This is a genomic window from Acanthopleuribacter pedis, assembly GCF_017377855.1.
Lineage (GTDB): Bacteria > Acidobacteriota > Holophagae > Acanthopleuribacterales > Acanthopleuribacteraceae > Acanthopleuribacter > Acanthopleuribacter pedis.
The window spans coordinates 120,583-140,919 of record NZ_JAFREP010000018.1 but is presented as its reverse complement, the minus strand read 5'-3'; the positions used below and the strand labels follow the sequence as shown (position 1 = coordinate 140,919).

14 protein-coding genes are annotated in these 20,337 nt (G+C 53.7%); 6 read left to right on the top strand and 8 right to left on the bottom strand.

Going from position 1 to position 20,337, the window contains the following annotated elements; translation table 11 throughout:
* Window positions 1-63: 63 nt before the first annotated feature.
* The 7 genes from J3U88_RS19335 to J3U88_RS19305 form a co-directional block, all read right to left on the bottom strand.
* Entirely contained in the window at window positions 64-963 is a 900-nt protein-coding gene (locus J3U88_RS19335) for an NAD(P)-dependent oxidoreductase (RefSeq protein ID WP_207860589.1), read from the bottom strand.
* Between the two features lie 29 nt (window positions 964-992).
* On the bottom strand, window positions 993-1,688 hold the full coding sequence (locus J3U88_RS19330; protein WP_207860588.1) for an SDR family oxidoreductase: 696 nt from the start codon (window positions 1,686-1,688) through the stop codon (window positions 993-995).
* Between the two features lie 30 nt (window positions 1,689-1,718).
* A complete protein-coding gene (locus J3U88_RS19325; protein ID WP_207860587.1) occupies window positions 1,719-2,738 on the bottom strand; it encodes a zinc-dependent alcohol dehydrogenase family protein in 1,020 nt (339 codons plus the stop codon).
* Window positions 2,735-5,317, bottom strand: a complete 2,583-nt coding sequence (locus J3U88_RS19320; RefSeq protein ID WP_207860586.1) for a 1-acyl-sn-glycerol-3-phosphate acyltransferase — start codon at window positions 5,315-5,317, stop codon at window positions 2,735-2,737. Before J3U88_RS19320 ends, J3U88_RS19325 begins: the two co-directional genes overlap by 4 nt.
* 286 nt (window positions 5,318-5,603) lie before the next feature.
* On the bottom strand, window positions 5,604-6,140 hold the full coding sequence (orn, locus tag J3U88_RS19315; RefSeq protein ID WP_423842067.1) for an oligoribonuclease: 537 nt from the start codon (window positions 6,138-6,140) through the stop codon (window positions 5,604-5,606).
* A gap of 383 nt (window positions 6,141-6,523) precedes the next feature.
* Window positions 6,524-7,690, bottom strand: a complete 1,167-nt coding sequence (locus J3U88_RS19310) for an NAD(P)/FAD-dependent oxidoreductase (protein ID WP_207860584.1) — start codon at window positions 7,688-7,690, stop codon at window positions 6,524-6,526.
* Window positions 7,691-8,103: 413 nt separating this feature from the next.
* Window positions 8,104-9,930 carry a serine/threonine-protein kinase gene (locus tag J3U88_RS19305; protein WP_207860583.1) on the bottom strand — a complete coding sequence of 609 codons (1,827 nt, stop codon included), beginning with the start codon at window positions 9,928-9,930 and terminating at the stop codon, window positions 8,104-8,106.
* A gap of 578 nt (window positions 9,931-10,508) precedes the next feature.
* On the opposite strand from J3U88_RS19305, the gene J3U88_RS19300 reads away from it, so the two are divergent.
* The 6 genes from J3U88_RS19300 (at window position 10,509) to J3U88_RS19275 (ending at window position 18,916) form a co-directional block, all read left to right on the top strand.
* Window positions 10,509-11,417, top strand: coding sequence for an NTP transferase domain-containing protein (locus J3U88_RS19300; RefSeq protein WP_207860582.1), 909 nt, complete (start codon window positions 10,509-10,511; stop codon window positions 11,415-11,417).
* 151 nt (window positions 11,418-11,568) lie between these two features.
* Window positions 11,569-12,114, top strand: a complete 546-nt coding sequence (locus J3U88_RS19295; protein ID WP_207860581.1) for a hypothetical protein — start codon at window positions 11,569-11,571, stop codon at window positions 12,112-12,114.
* A gap of 318 nt (window positions 12,115-12,432) precedes the next feature.
* On the top strand, window positions 12,433-14,331 hold the full coding sequence (locus J3U88_RS19290) for a bifunctional homocysteine S-methyltransferase/methylenetetrahydrofolate reductase (RefSeq protein ID WP_207860580.1): 1,899 nt from the start codon (window positions 12,433-12,435) through the stop codon (window positions 14,329-14,331).
* 24 nt (window positions 14,332-14,355) lie between these two features.
* On the top strand, window positions 14,356-15,258 hold the full coding sequence (locus J3U88_RS19285; protein ID WP_207860579.1) for a pyruvate, water dikinase regulatory protein: 903 nt from the start codon (window positions 14,356-14,358) through the stop codon (window positions 15,256-15,258).
* A 262-nt stretch (window positions 15,259-15,520) separates the two neighbouring features.
* Window positions 15,521-16,612 carry an alpha/beta hydrolase gene (locus J3U88_RS19280; protein WP_207860578.1) on the top strand — a complete coding sequence of 364 codons (1,092 nt, stop codon included), beginning with the start codon at window positions 15,521-15,523 and terminating at the stop codon, window positions 16,610-16,612.
* Between the two features lie 447 nt (window positions 16,613-17,059).
* Window positions 17,060-18,916: a pyridoxal phosphate-dependent decarboxylase family protein gene (locus J3U88_RS19275; protein ID WP_207860577.1), complete on the top strand. Its 1,857-nt coding sequence runs from the start codon at window positions 17,060-17,062 to the stop codon at window positions 18,914-18,916.
* Between the two features lie 37 nt (window positions 18,917-18,953).
* On the opposite strand, the gene J3U88_RS19270 is transcribed toward J3U88_RS19275, so the two are convergent.
* Window positions 18,954-19,808, bottom strand: a complete 855-nt coding sequence (locus J3U88_RS19270) for a formate dehydrogenase accessory sulfurtransferase FdhD (protein ID WP_207860576.1) — start codon at window positions 19,806-19,808, stop codon at window positions 18,954-18,956.
* Window positions 19,809-20,337 lie beyond the last annotated feature (529 nt).

The window sequence follows — 20,337 nt, the reverse complement described above, 5'->3', positions numbered from 1 at the left end:
ACCTAAAATTTGCGGGAAGGGTTGCTGACGAGACGTCGGTTTTCGAATGGTCGATGGGTGCGCTCAGGCATCCGCTGTTTGGCCCGCCAGGCGTTCTAATGCACGCATGAGCGCTTGGGTGCCGGAGGAGCCTTCGCCTTGAGCCGCCGCCGCCACATACAACTGGTGAACCAGGGATAAACCAGGTAATGCCAGGCGCATGCGTGCGGCTTCGGCGAGGGCGATGCCCATGTCTTTGATGAAATGGTCGATGGCGAAACCGGGTTCAAAGTTGCGTTTGACGATGCGCGGGGCGAGGTTATCAAGGGTCCAACAACCGGCCGCGCCTTTGCTGATGGAGGACAACATGGTTTCCAAATCGAGGCCCGCCTTTGTCGCGTAGAGCAGGCTTTCGCAGACGCCGATCATGGTACCCGCGATGACGATCTGGTTACACATTTTGGTGTGCTGGCCCGCGCCGGCGGGACCCTGGTGGACGATGTTTTTGCCGAGTTTTTGTAGCAGGGGATGAACCCGGTCAACTGCCGCCGCGTCGCCGCCGACCATGATCGAGAGCTGTGCCTTGCGGGCGCCGACGTCGCCGCCGGAGACCGGGGCGTCCACCGCCGCGGCGCCGCGTTGTTTGGCGGCCTCGTCGATTTCCATCGCAAGCGACGGGCTGGTGGTGGTGAAGTCGACGCAAACGGCGCCTTGCTTGAGCGTGGTCAGGATGCCTTGCTTGCCGAAATATACCGCGCGTACATCGGTGGGAAAACCGACGATGGTAAAGACCAAGTCGGCGCCCGCGGCTGCCTCGGCCGGGCTTTCGCACCAGACGGCACCTTGATCCAAGAGCGGTTGGGCTTTGCTTTTGGTGCGGTTGAAAACACGCACCGCGCCGACCGAATCGGCGAGATGACCGCACATGGGTGCGCCCATGACACCCGTTCCGATCCATGCAATGGTTGGTTCTTTGAAAGACATGGGTTTTCCTTTAAAAAAGTCCGTCGTGTTTACAGGTGGCCGCGAAGGGGAACGGCCGCGCCGGTGATGTGCCACGCGCTTTCGCCCGACAGGAACAGAATCGTTTCGGCCACATTGGCCGTAGGTACCCAGGCGTCAAAGTCGGCGTCGGGCATGGCTTCGCGGTTGGCCGGGGTATCCATGATCGTCGGCAACACCGCGTTAACGGTAATTTTTTGCAACAGGGTTTCCTCCGCCAGTGCTTCGGTGAGGGAGATAACCCCGCTTTTGGCGGTGGTGTAGGCGGCCATGCCGCCGGTGCGACCCACCGCGGCCCAGGCCGCGACATTGATAATGCGACCGTGACCGTTGGGGTCCATTTTGCGCAGGGCCTCCCGGCAGGAGAGGAAGCAGGTTGTCAGGTTGACGGCCTGCATTTTTTGCCAATCCTCGCTGCTGATTTCCGCGAAGGGACCCATCGAGAAACCGCCGGCGATGTTGGCGACCACGTCGGGACGGCCGATGTTCGCGTACCAAGTCGCGACCGAGCGTTCGTCGGTGAGGTCGACCTTTTCCGTGTGAAAGCGGTCACTTTCACTGAGTGCCGGGGACAAGTTCTCCAACTCGGCGTCGACCACGAAACTGCTGTAGACGTCGGCGCCCGCCTTGAGGAAGGCTTCGCAGACCGCGCGGCCGACCGCGCCCGTGCCGCCGGTGACGACGACCTTTTTGTTTTCAAAAGACATGGAATCTCCTTTGTTTGACCCGTTGTGCCGCTATCCGGCACGCAACACGATTTTGCCGAAATGCCCGCCGCGTGCCATGAGTTCAAAGGCCGCCGGGGCTTGATCGAAGCCGTCGAAAACGCGACTGATCGTTGGTTTGAGGCGGTGCGTGTCTAAAAAGGCGCAGTAGTCGGCAAACGCGGCGCGGCTGCCGACCAAAATACCGTGCAAGCTCAGTTTTTTCATAATGCAGGTGGTGAGGTTAATGGGTTTGCGTTGGCTGTCCAAAACCCCGATCAAGGCGATGAAGCCGCCCACTTTGCAGGCTTTCACCGAACGATCAAAGGTTCCCTCGCCGCCGACCTCAATCACGATGTCCGCCCCGTGGGGAAACACCTGGAGCACCGCTTTGTGCCAATCCGGTGTGGTTCGGTAATTGATGCTATGATCCGCGCCCAGCTTGGCCGCATCGGCCAGTTTCTTGTCCGAACTGGAGGTGATCGCAACTTCCGCGTCCATCGCTTTGGCAATCGCCAGCGCCGCCATGCTGACCCCGCCCGTGCCGAGTAAAACCACCTTGGCGCCCGGCTTTTCGCGCAGGCGTCCGTCTTCGACCAGCGCGCTCCAAGCGGTTAATCCGGCGACCGGTAAACAGGCGGCCTCCTCGTAGCTCAGGTATTCCGGGAATTTGATCCATGCCTGTTGCGGCAAGACCCGTTCGTGGGCCAGCATGCCGTCGACGGGGCCGCCGAGGGTGGTGCGCAGCAGATTGGGGCCTGGTTCGCCGCCCGGCCAATCGGGAATCATGGTGGAACAGACGCGGTCGCCCACCGCCAGGTCCGTCACCGCCGCGCCGACTTCGACGACCTCGCCCGCGCCGTCGCTACAAGGTACCAGCGGGTGTTTCATCTTGGGATTGTAAAGTCCCTGAACCATGAGGAGGTCGCGGTAATTTAGCGAGGCCGCGTGCAGTTTGACGCGGACGTCGTGGTCACCCAGCGCGGGGTTGTCGTAGCCGGTCCACTTTAGGTTTTCCAGGCCGAATGCATCAAAGACAACCGCTTGTGTCATGGGGATTCCTCCGTTTCGTGATAGAAGGCGTACGCTTCGCGGAAGCGCTCGAGATCTTGAATCAAGACAAGCTGCATTTCCGCCAGTTCATCATTCGTGTTTTGGGTCCAGAAGGCCTGCCACAGTGCTTTAAACCGCTTGAACTGGAAGGCGAAGCGGTCCATGGCACCCAGGGCCGTGAAGGCGGAGAGAATCATGGCCGCGATCAGCAGGGCCGCCAGGAAGGGTTTTCCCGTCAAAGCAACCACCGCACCGGCCACCGCCGTGTAATAAATCACAAATAAGCTGGTGCCTACTGCCAGTTTTGCGGTAGCGGTCCAGCCCGGGCCTGGCTCGAACCATTCGATAAATCGGCCCGTTGCTTTGTAGGGAAACCAGTTGCTTACCAAACCGAAGCTCGTGAAAGAGAATAGGTTCAGTAAAATTTGGAACAGTTCACTGAAGGGGATCGGCGCGTGGTTTTCCGGGGTCGCCAAGCGTTTGCGTTCCGTGTGGTAGGCTTCCAAACGCTTTTGGAACAGGTACACCGTGTCGGGGTCCAGCTCTTGATAGTGATTGACCGCATCGGCAATGATTTTTCGCGCCTCGGTATCGTCGTCCGTTTCCAGAACCTGTAATACTTTGTCGCCGTAAAGATCGTGAATACCGTCAACCAGCGCTGCCAGCTCCGGCGCCTCCAAATGGGGAATCAAGTCCATCATACGGTGGGACAGGGCTTGGGTCGTCTCTTTAACGGCTTCGCGCTGGTTCGCCTCGTAGGTCTCGCGGTAATCCTCCAAACGCACCGGTTCACCAATGCGAATCGTTACGTTAGAACGGAAGATTTCCGGTTCCATATAGTCGATGCCGATGGGAATAATCGGTAAATCCGCGGCCCATTGTTCCCGCTCCAAGGTTAGGAAGCCCAGGCGCGCGGCACCGGTTTTCAAGGGTTTGAGGTTCAGGCCCGGCATGCTGACGCCCTCGGGAAAGATCAAAATCCAGGCACCCGCGCACAGGCGGTCGGCCGCGATTTCCAAGGTCAGATTGTTCTGGTTTGCCTGGTTTTCGCCATAGTCCTGGCGGCGATAAACCGGGATCGCGCCGAGGCGGTCTAAGATACTGCCGAAAATCGGCGCCCGCCACAGGGTAGACTTGGCCCAATAGTGCAGGCGACCTGGCGACAAAGCAGTGATCAGCAAAGGATCTAAGAAGGTGTTGGGGTGGTTGGCCACCAAGATCGCGGGGCCGGTTGTTTTCAGGTTTTCGGTGCCGACCAAACGCACCTTGGCGAAGAAGATTTCGGCAATGGTTCGTGCCAAAAGCTGCACCAGACGCGAGACAAAATGGTGGCGGGCCAAACCGGTGGGTTCCTCGTCCCAGCGGACCCAATCCTGATCGGGATCTTCTTGTTCTACCTCCTTACCGAAGGCCAGGGTCACGCCGCGTTTTGGGTTGACCCCTTGACCGAAGACCAAGGCGGCAACTGCCGCCGCGAGGAACAGCCAATGCAAGGAAGGGCTGCCGTAGGCGTCGGGAAAAGCCAAGCCGATTACCATGGCTGCATAACTCGCCGCGTAAAAGAAACCCAGACTTTGGCCCGCGTAAGCAACCGGCGAAAAGCGGCCGATTTGTCCCAATAAGACCACAAACAGGTTGGCGCACACGATCACCGTGAGCACGGCGAGGATGAGCGATTCCAGAAAGGTTTGTGTGGAAATCAGGTGGCCGACCTGTAGGAGGATCATCAGCCATAAGGAGAAGGCGCCGTTTCGTTTAGAGCCGAAATGGCGATTGAGACGCGGGGTGCTGTAGCAACCCCAAATGGCCGCCAGGACCAGCAGGGCCGGGGTCATCAGCGTCGGGGCCGTGTCGGCCGCGATTGCCACGAAGATCGGTTCGAGAATCTGTCGGAGCAGCAGGGTTGCCGCCGCCGTTGCTAAGAAAGTGGTGGTCAGGCTTCGGCGTAGATCTTTGAAGGGGATTTGGAGCCAGGCGGTAAAAGCGACCGAGGGCGGCATGCTCAGCGTGTTGTTGTCAACCCGTGTCGGTTCCGGTGCGACCTTCCAATAAAACACCAGGCAGGTCCAGGCCGGCGCAGACGCGACAATGATGTACAACGCCCACAAGTTGGGCTCCATTTGAATTATTAGCGTGGGTGTCACCGTGAACACCATGGAGAAGCCCATGACAACCAGACTCTTTCCGGGGCGATCTAGTTTTTTCTCAATGGGAAAGGCGCTGATGAGGGCTTGGTGCGACCAGGCCGTCAATAAAAAAAGCACGGCAAATAAGCCGCAGAGGAAGGAGAGCGGGAGAATGGGGTCCATCGCGATTAACAGGCTGGTATAGGCCAGGAGGGCCAGACCGAGGCCGAAGGAAAGGTGGCGACGTGGGACCGCATTATCCGTTAGCATGCCCACCAGCGGCAACACCAGTGCGGTTACCAAACCTGGCAACAGTAACCCGTCGAATGGTTGAAACGGCGGTTCCTGGGTGGGTTGCGAATTTATGTGAATCGCAAACAGGCCGGCGTTTATGCCCAAAAACGTTGAAAAGAATAGCCATGTGGCTGATTGGTCCGACTTTTTGGCCTGCATCAAGATCCCCCGCAATCAATCATTTCGAAAATCCGACCCGTTTTTCTCACCAAGCGTTGGTTTTGGCGCATAAACCACGGCGATGATTCCGTTTACTTGGTGGGGAGAAAGTGGAAGCGGTGCTGTTGGGCCCGCGTCCTTTCCCGGTCGTAAACGTCATACACACTGTGACTTCAGCTCCTCGCGACGAATCGTGGTGAGAAATGCGGGCTAAGGCTCTGGATAAGTTCACCATACCGCAAAACCTTGAATTTTGGAACGCAACCTCTATCGATCAGGAGAAGGCTTACCTTTTGACGAAACTCAAGTAGTACTTCAGTTCATTGATGGACGCCTGGATGTCGTCTTCCGCGCGATGAAGATCCGCTTTTTTGAAATCCGTGCCGTACAACTGACGAAAAACTTCTTTGAACGAGCTTACATCCACCATGCGGTAATGAAGTGCCTCCCTGAGTTCCGGCATGTACCGGTCGATGAATTTGCGGTCCTGATGAATCGAGTTACCGCACAGCACCGGGCGCTCTCCCTTGAAGTACGTTTGAATTAAGGCAGTGATTTCCGTGTCTACTTCACACAGGGGTTTGCCATTGGGGATTTTGTCGTAAAGCCCACTCTTGCGATGGGTTGATTGATTCCATTCGTCCATTTTTACCAGCTCGTGGTGGGGCTGATGGACCACCGCATGATAGCGGGTTAGGTGGTTAAAATCGGCGTCGGTAACCACCGCGGCAAACTCGATGATTTTATTTTCGATGGGATCGAGGCCTGTCATCTCCAAATCAACCCAAAGCCAATTGATCGGTCGGGCATGTTGATCAGACATCTCATTCATGAGCAGGATTCCTTTGCTGGTTAATCGTTTTCCTAGTTTACCCGATACCGGAGTGATGAGGATAGCCATTCAACCCTTCGTAAACGGGGAGAGGGAGTGCTTGGCTACCAAAGTGCAAGGAGACTGAACGCATCGTCCGGTGCCTTTGAGGTTGGGCGCTGACCCCCCGGGCTGATCGGTGTGCCGTTCCACGCGCCGGTGCCATTCGCGATCACTGGGGCTAGCATGGGACGACGTTCAAGCAACCGCATCGCGGACATAAAGGGTGGCGTCGGCATGATTGAGCTCATGCCGAGGGTCGCGCACCGCTGTATGCCGCGATTTTGCTCGTTTCGGCGGATTGCAACCTTCGCTCGGCTTGACAGGAGTCCGTGTCATCCAGAAAAGCGGTTGGGTGCGAACATTGGCAGGATTTCTGTCAACTCACTTTGCTCATCGTTGAGGACTTGTGCCACCGCTTCCCCGGCCGACCAGCACATGCCGAGGCCGTAGCCGGTGAAGCCAACCGCGCACCACATCGTGGGATCGCCGCCGATCATGCCGATCAGCGGTTTGCCGTCCTTTGAGAAGCCCATGATGCCGCTCCATTGTTGTTCAACCTTGAGGTGGCTGTATTGGGGGTACATTTCATCCCGTAGGGAGCATAGCGCGTCCTGAACCTTGGGGTTGATCCGGTGGTCGGTGCCCGTTTCCCCGTGTTCGTCGATGAAGCGACGACCGCCCAAAATCAAACGACCCTCCGGGGTCCAGTGCCAATAGTCGTAGCCAAAGTTGGTGATACAGGCATACGGGGCGATTTTGATGTCGCTGGGTTCGCCGGCCATAACTTGGCCGCGAATGGGAAAAACGAGCGATTCGAATTCGGGCAGTAAGCCGGCTGTATAAGCGTTGGTGGCGAGGATGACCACCTCACAGTCAACCGAGCCGCCTTCGTAATCAACCCGTCCCGATGCCACTCCGGTCACCCTACAGTTCTCGAATACCGCCGCGCCCCCGCGGCGTGCTTGGGCCGCGATAGCGTGTGTCATTTCGGCCGGGTTCACCGATGCATCGTAGGGATCGTACTTGCCCATGGCGAATCGGCGTGTGTGGATCTTTGCTTCGATTTGGTCGCGATCAAGGAGGGTCATGTCGAAGCCGTCCTTAATCATGGCGGCCGAGGCGGTTTCGATCAGGGCTGCTTCCGCCTCGTTGTAGGCCAGGGTCAAGCTGCCTTGTTGATGGTAGGCCAGGTGATGGTTTTCCGTGAGCTCAGCCATCATTCGGTGGGTGCCAGTCTGGCCCAAGCGCTTGAAGCGGAGGATGTTAAGTGCTTCTTTAATCCCGTAAACACGTTGCATCCGCGTATAATAATCGGCCGTTTCCAAAATGATTTGGCCGTCGTTGCGGCCGGAGGCGCCGCTCGCCAGCGTGTGGCGTTCCAGCAGGCAGCAGTTAACTTCGCGCCGGGCGAGTTGGTAGGCCAGGCACACGCCGACCAGGCCGCCACCGACGATAACGACATCGGTTTGATGGGGTGGTTTGTTCCAAATGGGCGTCATGGTTGCATCCTAAGAATGGAAATGAGGAATTCGTGTTTTCGTTGCCCGCTATTGTTGGGCGAGTTGCGGGTGGCGAACGATTAAGCGATTCCCAAGCCCTAAAAAAGAATAAGGCGATAATCGCGGGGATTATCGCCTATTCTTGAAGGTCAAACAATGGGATCTTTGCGTCAAGTGGCGCGATAGATCGCAAAAAACAACTTATTTGCAGGGACCAATTGGAAAGCCACAGAACTCCCACTCCGGCAACCAAAATTCGTAGCCGTTTTCGCATTGGGTACAATCAGACATAACCGTGACGCCGACCATCAGAATAATCAGCGTAAAAATAACTCTTTTCATCTTCCATTCTCCCTCAAAGATGGTGTTGCAGTAAGTAGGTTACTGCGTTGCTCTGGAAGGAAGATTGTATTTCAAGCGCCTTTATTGAGGCTTTGAACGAAAATAACAGTTTGGTCATCGCTCGCCCGTTTCTCCCAGACGATACCCAACTGTTGACACAATTCCTGCCAGGTAGCATTTGCGGTTTCAATTTCAGGCAGGGTGCGGTCCGCTAAGCCATCCGCGAACTGAAACTCAATTCCAAGGTAATAGGAAAGGTCGCTCGCAAATTCTCCCAGCTTTCTTCCGTTAGTTCTAAATGTTTCGTAACGGAAATGAATCGGAACACGTTCCGCTGCCACGGATACGTTGAGGGTGGGACCCTCATGGCGAAAGACCAGTAGGTCTTTCAGTTGCTTGGCGTAAGCATTGAAATCAAAAACCGAAAAGACGCCCGCGATTTCTCCCTCAACGGCTTCAACTGAAGCCGTTGATCGCTGCATCAATTGGTTTAAGATGGTGTCTTCCCGCGGAAGTGCTTCACCAAAGATGGAACGGTTTAACTTGGGCAATACGTCGAGGACGCGGGCCAAGTTGTTGTCATTTTCCCAAAGAATGACCCCGTAATCGTACAAGACTGGGGGTACATAAAAGTCAGGTGCTTCGAAAAGAATCTGTTCGATGTTTCCGGCGAATTCCAGGGTGACTTGAACCGGGGTGATTCGTGAAATAAAGGCTTGACGGCCGTTGTGTTCGACCCAGTCGCCGATTTCGTAGATTTGGTTTTTGCCCACCATGGCGGCACCCTCGGGGAACGCAAAAACACCGATGGGTTGTTCTAAGTCGCCGTCGGCAAATTTTTTGACGCGGAAATCGGCTGTTTGACGGCGGGTCGATGCAATGTCACGGGCAATGGCCATTTCGCGGTTTATCCGCAATTGGTAATCGGAAATGTTGTAGAGCGCTTTGCGCGTTTCCAATAATTCGTCGATGGCTTGGTCGGGGTTGGTCCGGGCGATTTCCATCGCCGCTTCGCGTTGATCGAATAACTCGGTGTCCGTGACCAAGGCAATGCCCACGGTGGAGGCGGCCAGGAAGTAGGCCAAGGTTGCCCAGCGGAGCGGACCGCGCGCAAAGAAACCGGATTGCTTTTGGGGTTCGCTTTGAACCTGGTATTCCGGTTGGCTTAATTTGGTCTGCAGCTCTTCAAGGCTGGGGCGCGTCTTGGGGTCGGGATTCAAACATGCTCGGTAAAGTTTTGAAAGTTTCGTGGAGGGTTTGGTCACCGTGCCTAGGTAGTTTTTGGCGAACATGTAAATGTCGCTACCTTTTTCAACCTTGCGGGTCCAGTAAGGATTGTGTTCGGGGCTAAGCTCTTCAAGCGGGGTGTCTTTTTTACCGTGAAAGAACCCCAGATCGAGCACGCGGACGCGACCGGTCGAGGCGTCTAAAATGACGTTTTCTCGCGAGATATCACCGTGAAATTCGTCGCAGGCGTGGATCTCCAATAACGCCTGACAAAGCTCCAGCAAATAAGGGAACTTTTGACGGTCCGGGGTTTCTTCCAGCACGTGGATCAATGCGCGGCCGTTTATGTGCTCCAGCACCAAGGCGCCTTTTTGGGGCAAGCTGTTGAAGAAAAGCATCTTCTTCTGGTCGTCCCAACCTAACCCTGGGTCGAGCTGGATCATGTCTGCTGAAATAGAGCCGGGAGGTAAATGTTGGAGGAGTTTGCAGATGTAACGGGAACCGTCTAAACCGAAATGCTTGGCCAGTTCATCGAAGAACATGCCGTCGTTGGCCCATAATTTGAGGACCACATCTTCACCGTCGGCGTCCTTGGCGAGGAATACCTCGCGTTCGCCGTTCCCCCCAAGTGGTCGGATCAGGACGTACTGATGCTCCGTTTGCTCCGTCATGAAACTCATGCTCCCAATAAGATAACCGGGGCATTCCCCGGCACCTTGCTTTGCGCTAGGACCCACTTGTATTCATTACTTGGAAATACAAGTACTCACCATAATACGTAAACCCCGGAAGGATGTAAAGATTAAGGTTGGGTTTTCCTTGAGAAGGGCGGCTTTTTATTGCCGTGAGAGAGTTTAGGTTGGTGGTGTCTTGTGCGAAAAAACGGGCTACGTTTAAAAAAACACCAGTCTGCTTGTTTGAAATATGCGGGAGTCTGCGCTGTAACCGCAGCAATAGCTGTGGTTTTGGTGTTTTGTTGAACCTTGTGGCTAACCTTGGCGGCGGAAACTCCCGTCGCCTTCCGCGGGTTTTTTTGGAAAGTTGAGCCGGCTCACAACCTTTCTTTTTTTCTCGCGAGTGGGTAAAAACCCTTCCTCGATTCATACGGGTTCACCGCGATAAGGGTTTCCTTCTGCCGCCTAAGTTGCCTCGTCTGTTGCCAGGATTGGGCCGGCTTAGGTATGATGCCTCACTTGCGACCATCTGCGTTTGATCTTGTGGTTGCTTCAGGGGAGATGTGGGCGCGTTTATGGATTGCATTGTACTTGCCGGGAACCGGGAAAATTATCGTAGCGTGGCGCGTGAGGACAACAAGGCATTTCTCAAGGTCGGTGGGCGCTCGATCCTACATATTATACTAGAGGAACTGCGCGCTGTTGACCGCGTTGATCGGGTGCTGGTTGTCGGCCCGAAGGATCGCTTGCAAGAAGAAGTCGGCACCCACTTGGTTGCTGCTTATCCAAAACCCCTGTTGTTTTACCAGCAAGGGCGCAACCTGGTGGAAAACATTCTTGGTACCGTGGCGGCTTCCGCGACCGGTGTCACGGACCGCGTGGTGATGGTGATTCCATCCGACATACCCCTTATTACCTGTGAAGAGCTCAACCAGTTCATCGACCGTTGCGATATGGACGCATACGACTATGTCGGTGGGATCACGTCAGCCCATGTTTTGGCGCGGTACGCACCGCAAGCCGACCAACCGGGTGTGACGATGGCCACGTTTCGCTTAAACAGCGGCAGTTACCGCGTGAGTAATTTGCATTTGGTTCGCCCCGCCGCGGTGAAGCGGGCTGATTATATTCGGCAAACCTATGCGCTTCGTTATCAGAAGCAGTTGGCCAACATCGCGAAAATGTGGCTGGTGTTGCTGGGGTTGTTGTGGCGGGTGCCCACGGCGCCTTTTTATTTTTTGGTCGCGCAAGGGGCACGTCATTGTGAAGTTTGGGGTTATCAGCGGCTCGCGAAGTATTTGTCTGGTTTTGTGACCCTGTCCCGCGCCGAGGGTTATATCTCATCCATTTTGGGGACCCGTTTTAAAGTGGTTGAGACGGATTTCGGTGGTGCGGCGGTCGATGTGGACAATGAGGCCGATTATCACACCATTAGTCGACGTTTTGACGAGTGGAGACGTATGCAGCGCCGGAGATTGACTTAAGGTTTTTCGTTTTTTTGTCCTGTTAGGAAAACTTTCATCGTTGCTTTGAGCGTCTCTGGTGGATTTTTTTTCGAGGCGATTGGTTGACACTGTTCTTTCTGTCTGCCAGAATAGAATCCTCCAAAAATGTTTTCAGGGAGGGAGATCAAGAATGTCGGTAGCAGGTGGCAACAAGTGGTCCGATCCAAACAACTTGTTTCGCAAAGTAGAAAAAACCTGGAACCCCGAGGAACTTCTTACCCAGAAGGGATGGTATCCGCTGCCGGATGTCATGAAGAAGTTAGATCCCCAGAAAACAGGCAAGTACCGTAAAATACTTGCCCTTCGTGACAAAATGCTGAAATCGGGCGGTGATCCGATCGCCGAAATGGGGTTGAAGCAATTCGGGAGTCGGATTTGGGCGCAAATGCCAACCTTCTCCATTTGGTTTACCCAAAGTGAAGCGCTTAAAGTTTGCAAGGTGCCCAAGGACTGGGATTTCAACACTTTCCTCCAGCAGCCTGACGGGATTTTTTCCCTGCGGGGCGTGATGGAAATTGTCCCCAGTGGTTGGCCTTTGAAATACCCTGCCATGAAAAACATGATCCATAAAATGGACGACTCAAAGTCCGAGATGGGGATTGGCAAAATCGAAGGTGTCGGCTATGTCGTTTTCCAGCCGGAATTTTCCATTTGGCTGAAGAAGCACTTTTTTTAGCAACCCCTCGAAGTAAACAATTAGTGAAGCGAGCTGTTTGGCTCGCTTTTTTTATGCCTTTTTACCCGATTTAGGTTGGGGTTGCTTTCCTTGCGTTGATTTACCGACGGCTGTTACTTGCAAATTCCCCGGTGCCTCTCGAAATTGAGCGCGGTATGTGAAAAAAGCCAAAACGGGGCAAGGGGGTTTGTTATGATGTGGGCACTGAGTAATTCAGCCGGTGCGTCGATATTGACCCCCCTCGAATGTCGGCCCTAACCCACCGGATGTCATCGACCCGCTCCGCCGTCCTGGGTCGTGTTCTCCAATGAGGTCAGCATGCGCAAGGATTTTCGGACGCTTTTAAGCGACGGTAAACCGATTCTGCTCGACGGCGGGATCGGTACGGAACTTTACGACAAAGGCGTCTTTATTAATCAATGTTTTGATTACGTTAACATTTCCAACCCCGAATGGGTCAAACAGGTTCACGAGAGCTATCTTGCCGCCGGCTCTGATGTGATTGAAACCAATACCTTTGGCGCAAATTTCATGCGCTTAAAACACTTCGGGCTAGAAGGTGATTTGGAATCCATCAACCGTGAGGGGGTCCGTCTGGCTCGTGAAGTGGCCGGGGACAACAAATACGTGGCGGGTTCCATGGGTCCGCTCGGGATTAAAATTGAGCCCTATGGGCCGACTTCCTTTGAGGAAACCCGCGCCATTTATCGGCAGCAGGCTCAGGTTTTGGAAGAAGAAGGCGTTGACCTTTATATCTTGGAAACCTTTTCGCGAATGGCGGAACTCTCCGAGGCCGTCGCCGGTGTTCGCGAGGTAAGTGACAAAGCCATCATTGCGCTGCTTACCGTCAACGACCATGGGCAAACCTTGTACGGAACCGATCCCGTTTACCTGGTTCCCGAGTTGGAAAAGCTCGACATTGATGTGGTCGGTCTCAACTGTTCCGTCGGTCCGCGTCTGATTTATGACGCCCTCGAAAAAATGGTCAAATATTCCAGTAAACCCGTTTGCGCGATGCCCAACGCGGGTAACCCCAAAAGTATCGACGGCCGTAATATTTACCTCTGCACACCGGAATACATGGCCACCTATGCCAAGCGTTTTTTGAAGTTGGGCGTTCGGGTGATCGGTGGCTGCTGTGGTACATCCCCGGAACACATTAAATCCATCGCACGCGCCGTGGGACAGAGCATGTCCTCGGATGTGAAGAAAAAAGTTGTTGCGCCCGGCGCTCCCATGGAACAGGTGGAAGCGCGTGAGGTTTTGCCGCTGGCACAGCGCAGTCGTCTCGGGGAGAAGTTGGCCGCCGGTGCGTTTGTGTTCTCCGTGGAGGTGGTGCCGCCCAAGGGGTGTGATCCCACGCGAACGCTCAAGCGAATCCAAAAACTCAAAGACGCTGAAATCGACGCCGTGAATATTCCCGACGGCCCGCGAGCGTCCTCCCGAATGTCCCCACAAATTCTGGCGATTTTGGTTGAAAACCAAATCGGCATTGAGACCATCCTCCATTATTGCTGCCGTGACCGCAATATTCTGGGGATGCAATCCGATCTGCTGGGTGGTTTTGCCGCGGGTCTGCACAACATCTTGGCGGTAACCGGCGATCCGCCGAAGTTGGGCGACTATCCCGATGCGACCGCGGTATTTGACATTGATGCCATTGGTTTGACCAACATCATTAATCATCTCAACCTGGGACGGGATATCGGCGGCAATGATTTGTCGAAACCGACGGCTTATGCGACCGGGGTGGCCCTCAACCCGACCGCGCTAAACGCGGTTGAGGAAATTAATCGTTTCCACTGGAAGGTCAAGGCCGGGGCAGACTTCGCCATTACGCAACCCGTTTTTGATACCGCCCAATTCCTGCACTTTTACGAACAGGTGAAACACCATCAAATTCCCATCATTGCAGGGATTTGGCCTTTGGTTTCTTATAAAAATGCCGAGTTTATGAATAACGAGGTCCCCGGGATCAGCATCCCCGAATCTACCCTGGCCCGTATGCGTGCGACTGCTTCCAGTGAGGAAGCCAAAGAGGTCGGTTTGCAGATCGCGCTTGAAAACGTCACGCAAATTTTGCCCTACATCGCCGGTGCCCAAATCAGTGCGCCGATGGGGAACGTCAAATTTGCGTTGCGGGTGGTGGAAGGTGTGCGCGCCATGTTGAAAGACCGTCGTCCCGCGGCGGAAGCGGTACCGGTGCCCTCGCGCTAGGGTTAAGCCCGAAAGGTGGTAGGTTTGGCATCCTCAAATGAGTTTGATAAAGGCAACGAAGAATCACCCGCAAAATGGGATCAGCCGGGTCCCATTAAGCGGTTAAATCATTTTATTTACGTGGTTTCGGATGGAACCGGTGAAACCGCGGGCAACATGATACGCGCGCTGATTACCCAGTTCGCCAATGTTGAAGGGATCTTTATCCGTAAGTATCCCAAGGTGACGACTTTTGCCGCGATTGACAAAATCGTGCGCAATGCGACCGAAAGCACCAATCCCGTCATGGTGATTTACACCTTGGTTGACCACAAGGCAAAAGACTACCTTCAACAACGGCTCTCCGAAAACGACGTGCCCAGCTATGATTTGTTTTCCTCCTTGCTTTCCCAACTTTCCGCCTTTCTGGGCGCAACGCCCCAGGAAAGTCCTGATTTGTTCCATGGTGTTAACGACAAATACTTTAAACGCATGGAAGCCATTGAATTTACCTTGCGGCACGACGACGGTTTATTGGTCGAAGATTTAGACGAGGCTGATATTGTATTGGTCGGTGTATCACGTGCCGGAAAAACGCCGTTGTCGATCTATTTGTCGCTCTACGGCCACAAAGTCATCAACATTCCGCTGGCGAAGGGGGTTCGGCCGCCGCCGCAGCTCGACGATGTGCACCAGCGCAAGATTGTCGGTCTTACCATTAACCCGTCACGGCTCATGGAGATTCGCAAAAAACGGTTGACCGGGTTTGGCGTGGGGCGCTCTGAGTACTTTGACCCTCAATCGGTACTGGAAGAGCTTGAAGAGGCCAATGAGTTCTTTCGCAGGCATCGCCGTTGGCCGATTATTGATGTGACCAACCGCTCGATCGAAGAAATAGCCGGCTTGGTTCGAGATAAAGTCTTTGGGCGTGATCGCCGTGTTAACTAAGCCGGTGCGTGGCGGGTTTAGGCGGTGCCGACAAAGGTCTTTCTGATAAGATTAAGGTATTTCGTCGAACACGCTGATGTACTTGTTTAAAGGGTCTTGGTCCTTCGGTCGCGGCCCGGTTCGGCTCCATTGGGCCGAGTATCGAGCGTTTGAACGTGGTGTGTCACAAGACGACAAGGTCCTTCCGACAACACAAAGGTCCCAGGAAGGACGCGGGTTGGGCTTCGCGTGTGAGAATCATCGGGAAGGTGAGGTAGGATCTTTGGCTAGAACCCAACGGTGTGAATTGCGGATTCATTACAATACAGGCTGGGATCACCGCATTACAGTGCGCGGGGATCGTTTTCCGTTAAATTGGGAATCGGGTGTTGATGCAGCCTGGGGTGAGGGGAACGTTTGGACCTATACCTGGGAGACGGATCAGCCGGGGGCGATTGCCTTTAAAATTTTGTTTGACGATGATGTTTGGGCCCATGGCTCGAATGGCTTTATTCGACCCGGTGAAAGCCTTGATGTATACCCCTACTTTTTTCATACGGCGGGTTCCATCGATCATGTTCATCACTTCGATACGCCCATTCACATCTACAAACCGCCCAGTTATGAGGAGAATTACGACAAAGCCTACCCGGTCATTTACATCCATGACGGCCAAAACCTCTTCGATCCCGAGTTTGCATTCCGCGGTCAAACCTGGAGTGTGGATCAGGCGCTTAACCGTATGCTGGGTGAGGGGTTGATGGACGAGGTGATTGCGGTCGGGGTGTTTAACCGCGGCGCGGGCCGCCTGAACGATTACACGCCATCCTACGATCCCAACTTTCTCGGGGTAGGGGCGGGCGGTGGCGCCGGCCAATACGCCGATTTTTTGATTAATGAAATCAAACCCTTTATTGACACCCATTATCGGACCCTACCTCAGCCCCGGCACACCGGTTTAATGGGCGCTTCGTTGGGCGGCTTGGTTTCACTTTACATGGCGCGACGCTGGCCTTTTGTCTTTTCGAAAGTTGCCAGCTTGTCGAGTTCTTTTTGGTGGAACAACCGCAATCTACTGCAGGACGTGGTTCGCTCCAATAAATACGTTCCGCTTAAAATTTATCTCGATGTCGGCACGCAAAATGACGGCCTTCCTGAGACGCGGGCCATGTATCAGGCGCTCATTCAACTGGGTTACCGACCGGGTACTGATTTGTTTTACTTTGTCGCACAGCAACATGCTCATAGTGAAGCTTTTTGGGGTGCGCGTGTTCACTTGCCGTTGCGCCTTTTGTTCCCTGCTTGGAGTACCCACGCCCCTGAGCCTCCTTTTGACGCTGTCGCCATGGAAGAAACCGTCGAATCGGCAAGCTGACCCGCGTACCTTCCTAATGAGTTGTTTTTCGATGCCTCTTGATCCTGCCTTGCGATGGAAAAACACCGGTTGGGGTTGCTTGTTTCAGCCTTGGTTTCGCTCGGAGAAATGGCTTGCGATCCCCGTTTCTGTTCGCCGTGGTTTCGGCTTTCACCCGTGCTTTATGCACCGCTCGTGCGGTAGAGCTGTTAAACTCATGTTAAGCTTTAAACATCGCCTCAAAAAAAGTTCAAGTTACATGTGGTTGGGTCGGACATGATAGATCTAGGCTTTTTACACCCCTTTTTTTTGGGGCCCAAGGCGGAGAATCAAGAGTTCTTTGAGCAATTTTTGCTCGAATTCCTCCGCGACCATGCCTATTGGCGCAAAAATTTTCATCCGGCCGACGGCAACGTGGTTCCCACATCGGCGCCTTACCGCGATCATTACCTGCAATTTATCGCGGCCATGCGTCAGGAATTACAGGAACTTAGCGCCGAATTAAAAAATGCCGCCCCTTTTTATAGTCCTCGCTACATCGGGCACATGAATTCGGATTTGTTGCTTCCCGGGGTTATCGCTGAATTTATGACCATGATGTACAACCCCAACAATGTGGCCGCCGAAGCGGGCCCGGCCACCGTGCCGCGCGAATTAGAAGTCGGTTGGCAGTTGGCGCGTATGTTCGGGTACAACACCGACCCGGAAAAAGGAACCACCGCTTGGGGTCACTTGACCTCGGGCGGCACCATCGCCAACTATGAGGGAATATGGAACTTCCGTGAAGTCAAATTTTACCCGATTGCCTTGGCCGAGGCGGCCGGGGTGATGGGGATTGATTTTGAGGCCGTTGGACCCGAACAACGCAAACTGTCTGAGTACAGCAAATGGGCCTTGGTTAACTTTTCCATTGCCGATACCGTTGATCTTTTGGCGTCGGTTAAGCGACAAATATCGGCCAGTGGCATGAAGCCCAAGGAAGTGAAACAGTTTAAAGGCATCATTGACCGCGAAACCTTGGTTGGTTTAGGTGCCGCCGACTTTTTTGGCAAACACCGCGAAATTAAACCGCCCAAGGTGATTGTTCCTATCACCGCGCACTATTCTTGGGATAAATCGCTCAAGGTTTTGGGTCTTGGGCTCAATAACCTGGTTTTGGTGAAAACCGACAAAAAAATGTGCCTTCGCATCGATCATTTTGAAGAACTCATTGACACCTTCGAGAACGAGCAGATCCCCGTTTTGGGAGCCGTGGGTGTCCTTGGCTCAACCGAATTCAGCACCATTGATCCAATTGATGAAATGTTGGAGATCCGCGAGGACGCTTATGATCGAGGGTTTTACTTTGGGCTTCATATTGACGCGGCCTGGGGCGGTTACATGTGTTCGCTCTTCCGCCGCGAGGAAACCAACCAATTTTGTGAGCGGGAAGAGGTTCATGAAGACTTGAGCTATTTTCCTTCTCAGGAGATTTACGACGCGTTTAAGGCTGTTGCTGATTCCGACAGTATTACGGTTGATCCCCACAAGTTGGGTTACCTTCCTTATCCTTGCGGGGCCTTTGTTGCGCGGAATATGGGGGTCATCGATTTTATCAGTCAAAAAGCAAGTTACCTTTACGACATAAAGGATGACCGGAGCCATAAAAGTCAGGTCGAAAAACTGATCAACTTGGGGCAATTTATACTTGAGGGTTCCAAACCCGGTGCGGCCGCGGCGGCTGCGTATGTTACGCATCGCGTGGTACCGTTGAACAAGCACCATTTTGGACGGCTCGTTAAGGTCACCATTAAACAATGCGAATACTTTTATAAAAAAATTACCACGCTCGCCAATGAGCTTGATAAGAAAGTGTTGATAAAAATACCGTTTTTTCCAGAGACGAATATTATCTGCTTTGCGGTTAATGTAAAAGGAAACGATAAACTGGCTTTGATGAATTTTTTTGGAAGGCGTGTGTTTGAGCGGTTGAAGATTAACCGCTTCGAGCCGCTTCAAATGAAGGAATTTGTTGGTTCCTATACCAGTCTGGTTCACGGAAAAATTGATGATGAGCTGGCCCATGAAGTGTTGTGCGACCTTGAGATCGATACCCAGACCTTTGTTTCTGATGTTACGGATTCCCAGTCGCAAGCCGATCACATCTTCCTGTTTCGGCATTCGTTGATGAGTCCCTGGCTGCTTCATCGCTGGGAAAATAAAAATTACATTGATCGCTATATCGATTATCTAAAAGAACTGATTGAAGCTGAGCTGCTTAAGCTGTCCAAAGCCAAACCGATGCAGCAAAAGAAGAAGGGGACTTCACCCGCGGAATCCGAGTAGCAGCACGGTTCCCGCGAGCTTTCCGACCTTTGACGATTTACGCGGAACGAATGCGGTCCGCGCCGTGGTAGATATTCATGGATGTCGTTTTTAGGAAACCAATCAGCGTGATATCTAAATCACGTGCCAGCTCAACCGCCAAACTGCTGGGTGCGCCTATGGCGGCAATGACTTTGAAACCGGCCAACCCCGCCTTTTGGACCAGCTCAAAGGAGATGCGACCGCTTAGGAGCAACCCGGTGGTGTGGGAAAGGGACCCGCGACGCAGAAAATCCCCGACCAGTTTGTCTAGCGCGTTGTGGCGACCGACATCTTCATATATCGGTCCAACCGAACCGGATCTGTCAAAGGATGCGGCCGCGTGGAGGCCACCTGTCTGCTTGAACCCCGCCTGGTTCTCCCGCAAGCGATGAGGCAGATCGCCAAAAATGGATGCAGAAAAAATGGGCGGTTCCGACGTGGCTCGAGGGCATTTGGCAACAATGTTTTCTCTGCTAATTTTCCCGCATACCCCGCAGCTCGAACTGGTGAAAACATGGCGACTGAGGTGTTCGGGATCAAAGGCAATTTCGGGCTGAAGGGCGACCGTGATGCGATTGCAATCGGCATCGTCGGCGGCTCGGCGGGTTTGCTCCCAGTCGACGTCGGCCTTGCCGGTAATCAGGCTTTCGCTAAATAAAAAGCCAAGGGCCAACTCAAGATCTTGGCCCGGGGTACGCATGGTGACCGCAACGTTGTGGGTGACCGCAACATTCGAGTCCTGTGTCGTGATACGAATATCGAGGGGTTCCTCCACCGCCATCACGTCGTTCTCGGACGCCCTGTATTCCGGGGTTGTTTTGGTTAGCACGACCGGGACAACGCCGGTTGGTTTTGAGTTGGTTGAATTCACCCTGTGCCTCACATAAAGCATTGGTTTTTTTGCGGTTCGTTTTTGAGTTGAAACCCGTCGGGAGCCGTCTTCGGTCGCCTCGGCGAGGCCGAACCGGGATGCTTAACGAATCATAGCCCAAGGTGTGCCCCCGTGCGACGGTTGGTTCTTTTCGCGGTTTGGTGGGCGCGCGGAAGCTTGATTCCCGGTTGAATTTGACGATATCGCGATGGGCCGATAGATGCTTGTAAAACAAGCGGGGTTGTGGTGGGGGATTTTTGTGAAGCGCTTGTGAGTTAATGAGATGTGTTGTGTGGGGTTCTGGGTTTGATGGGTTGTGAAATTTGTTATTTAGTTTGGAAATGATGTGCCGATGTGCTAACTTATGAGCATCTTAAAGCCTAAAATTTGAATTTCCTGTTTTGCCTTTGAAGGAGCCGTTTATGCGTAAAGCTTGGATTGTTCTTTGTCTTTTTCTACTAGGTGGGCTTGCTTTTGCCCAGCCGGTTATTTCTCCGGGCCAGATCCGTGTTGCTAATACCAATCTTGC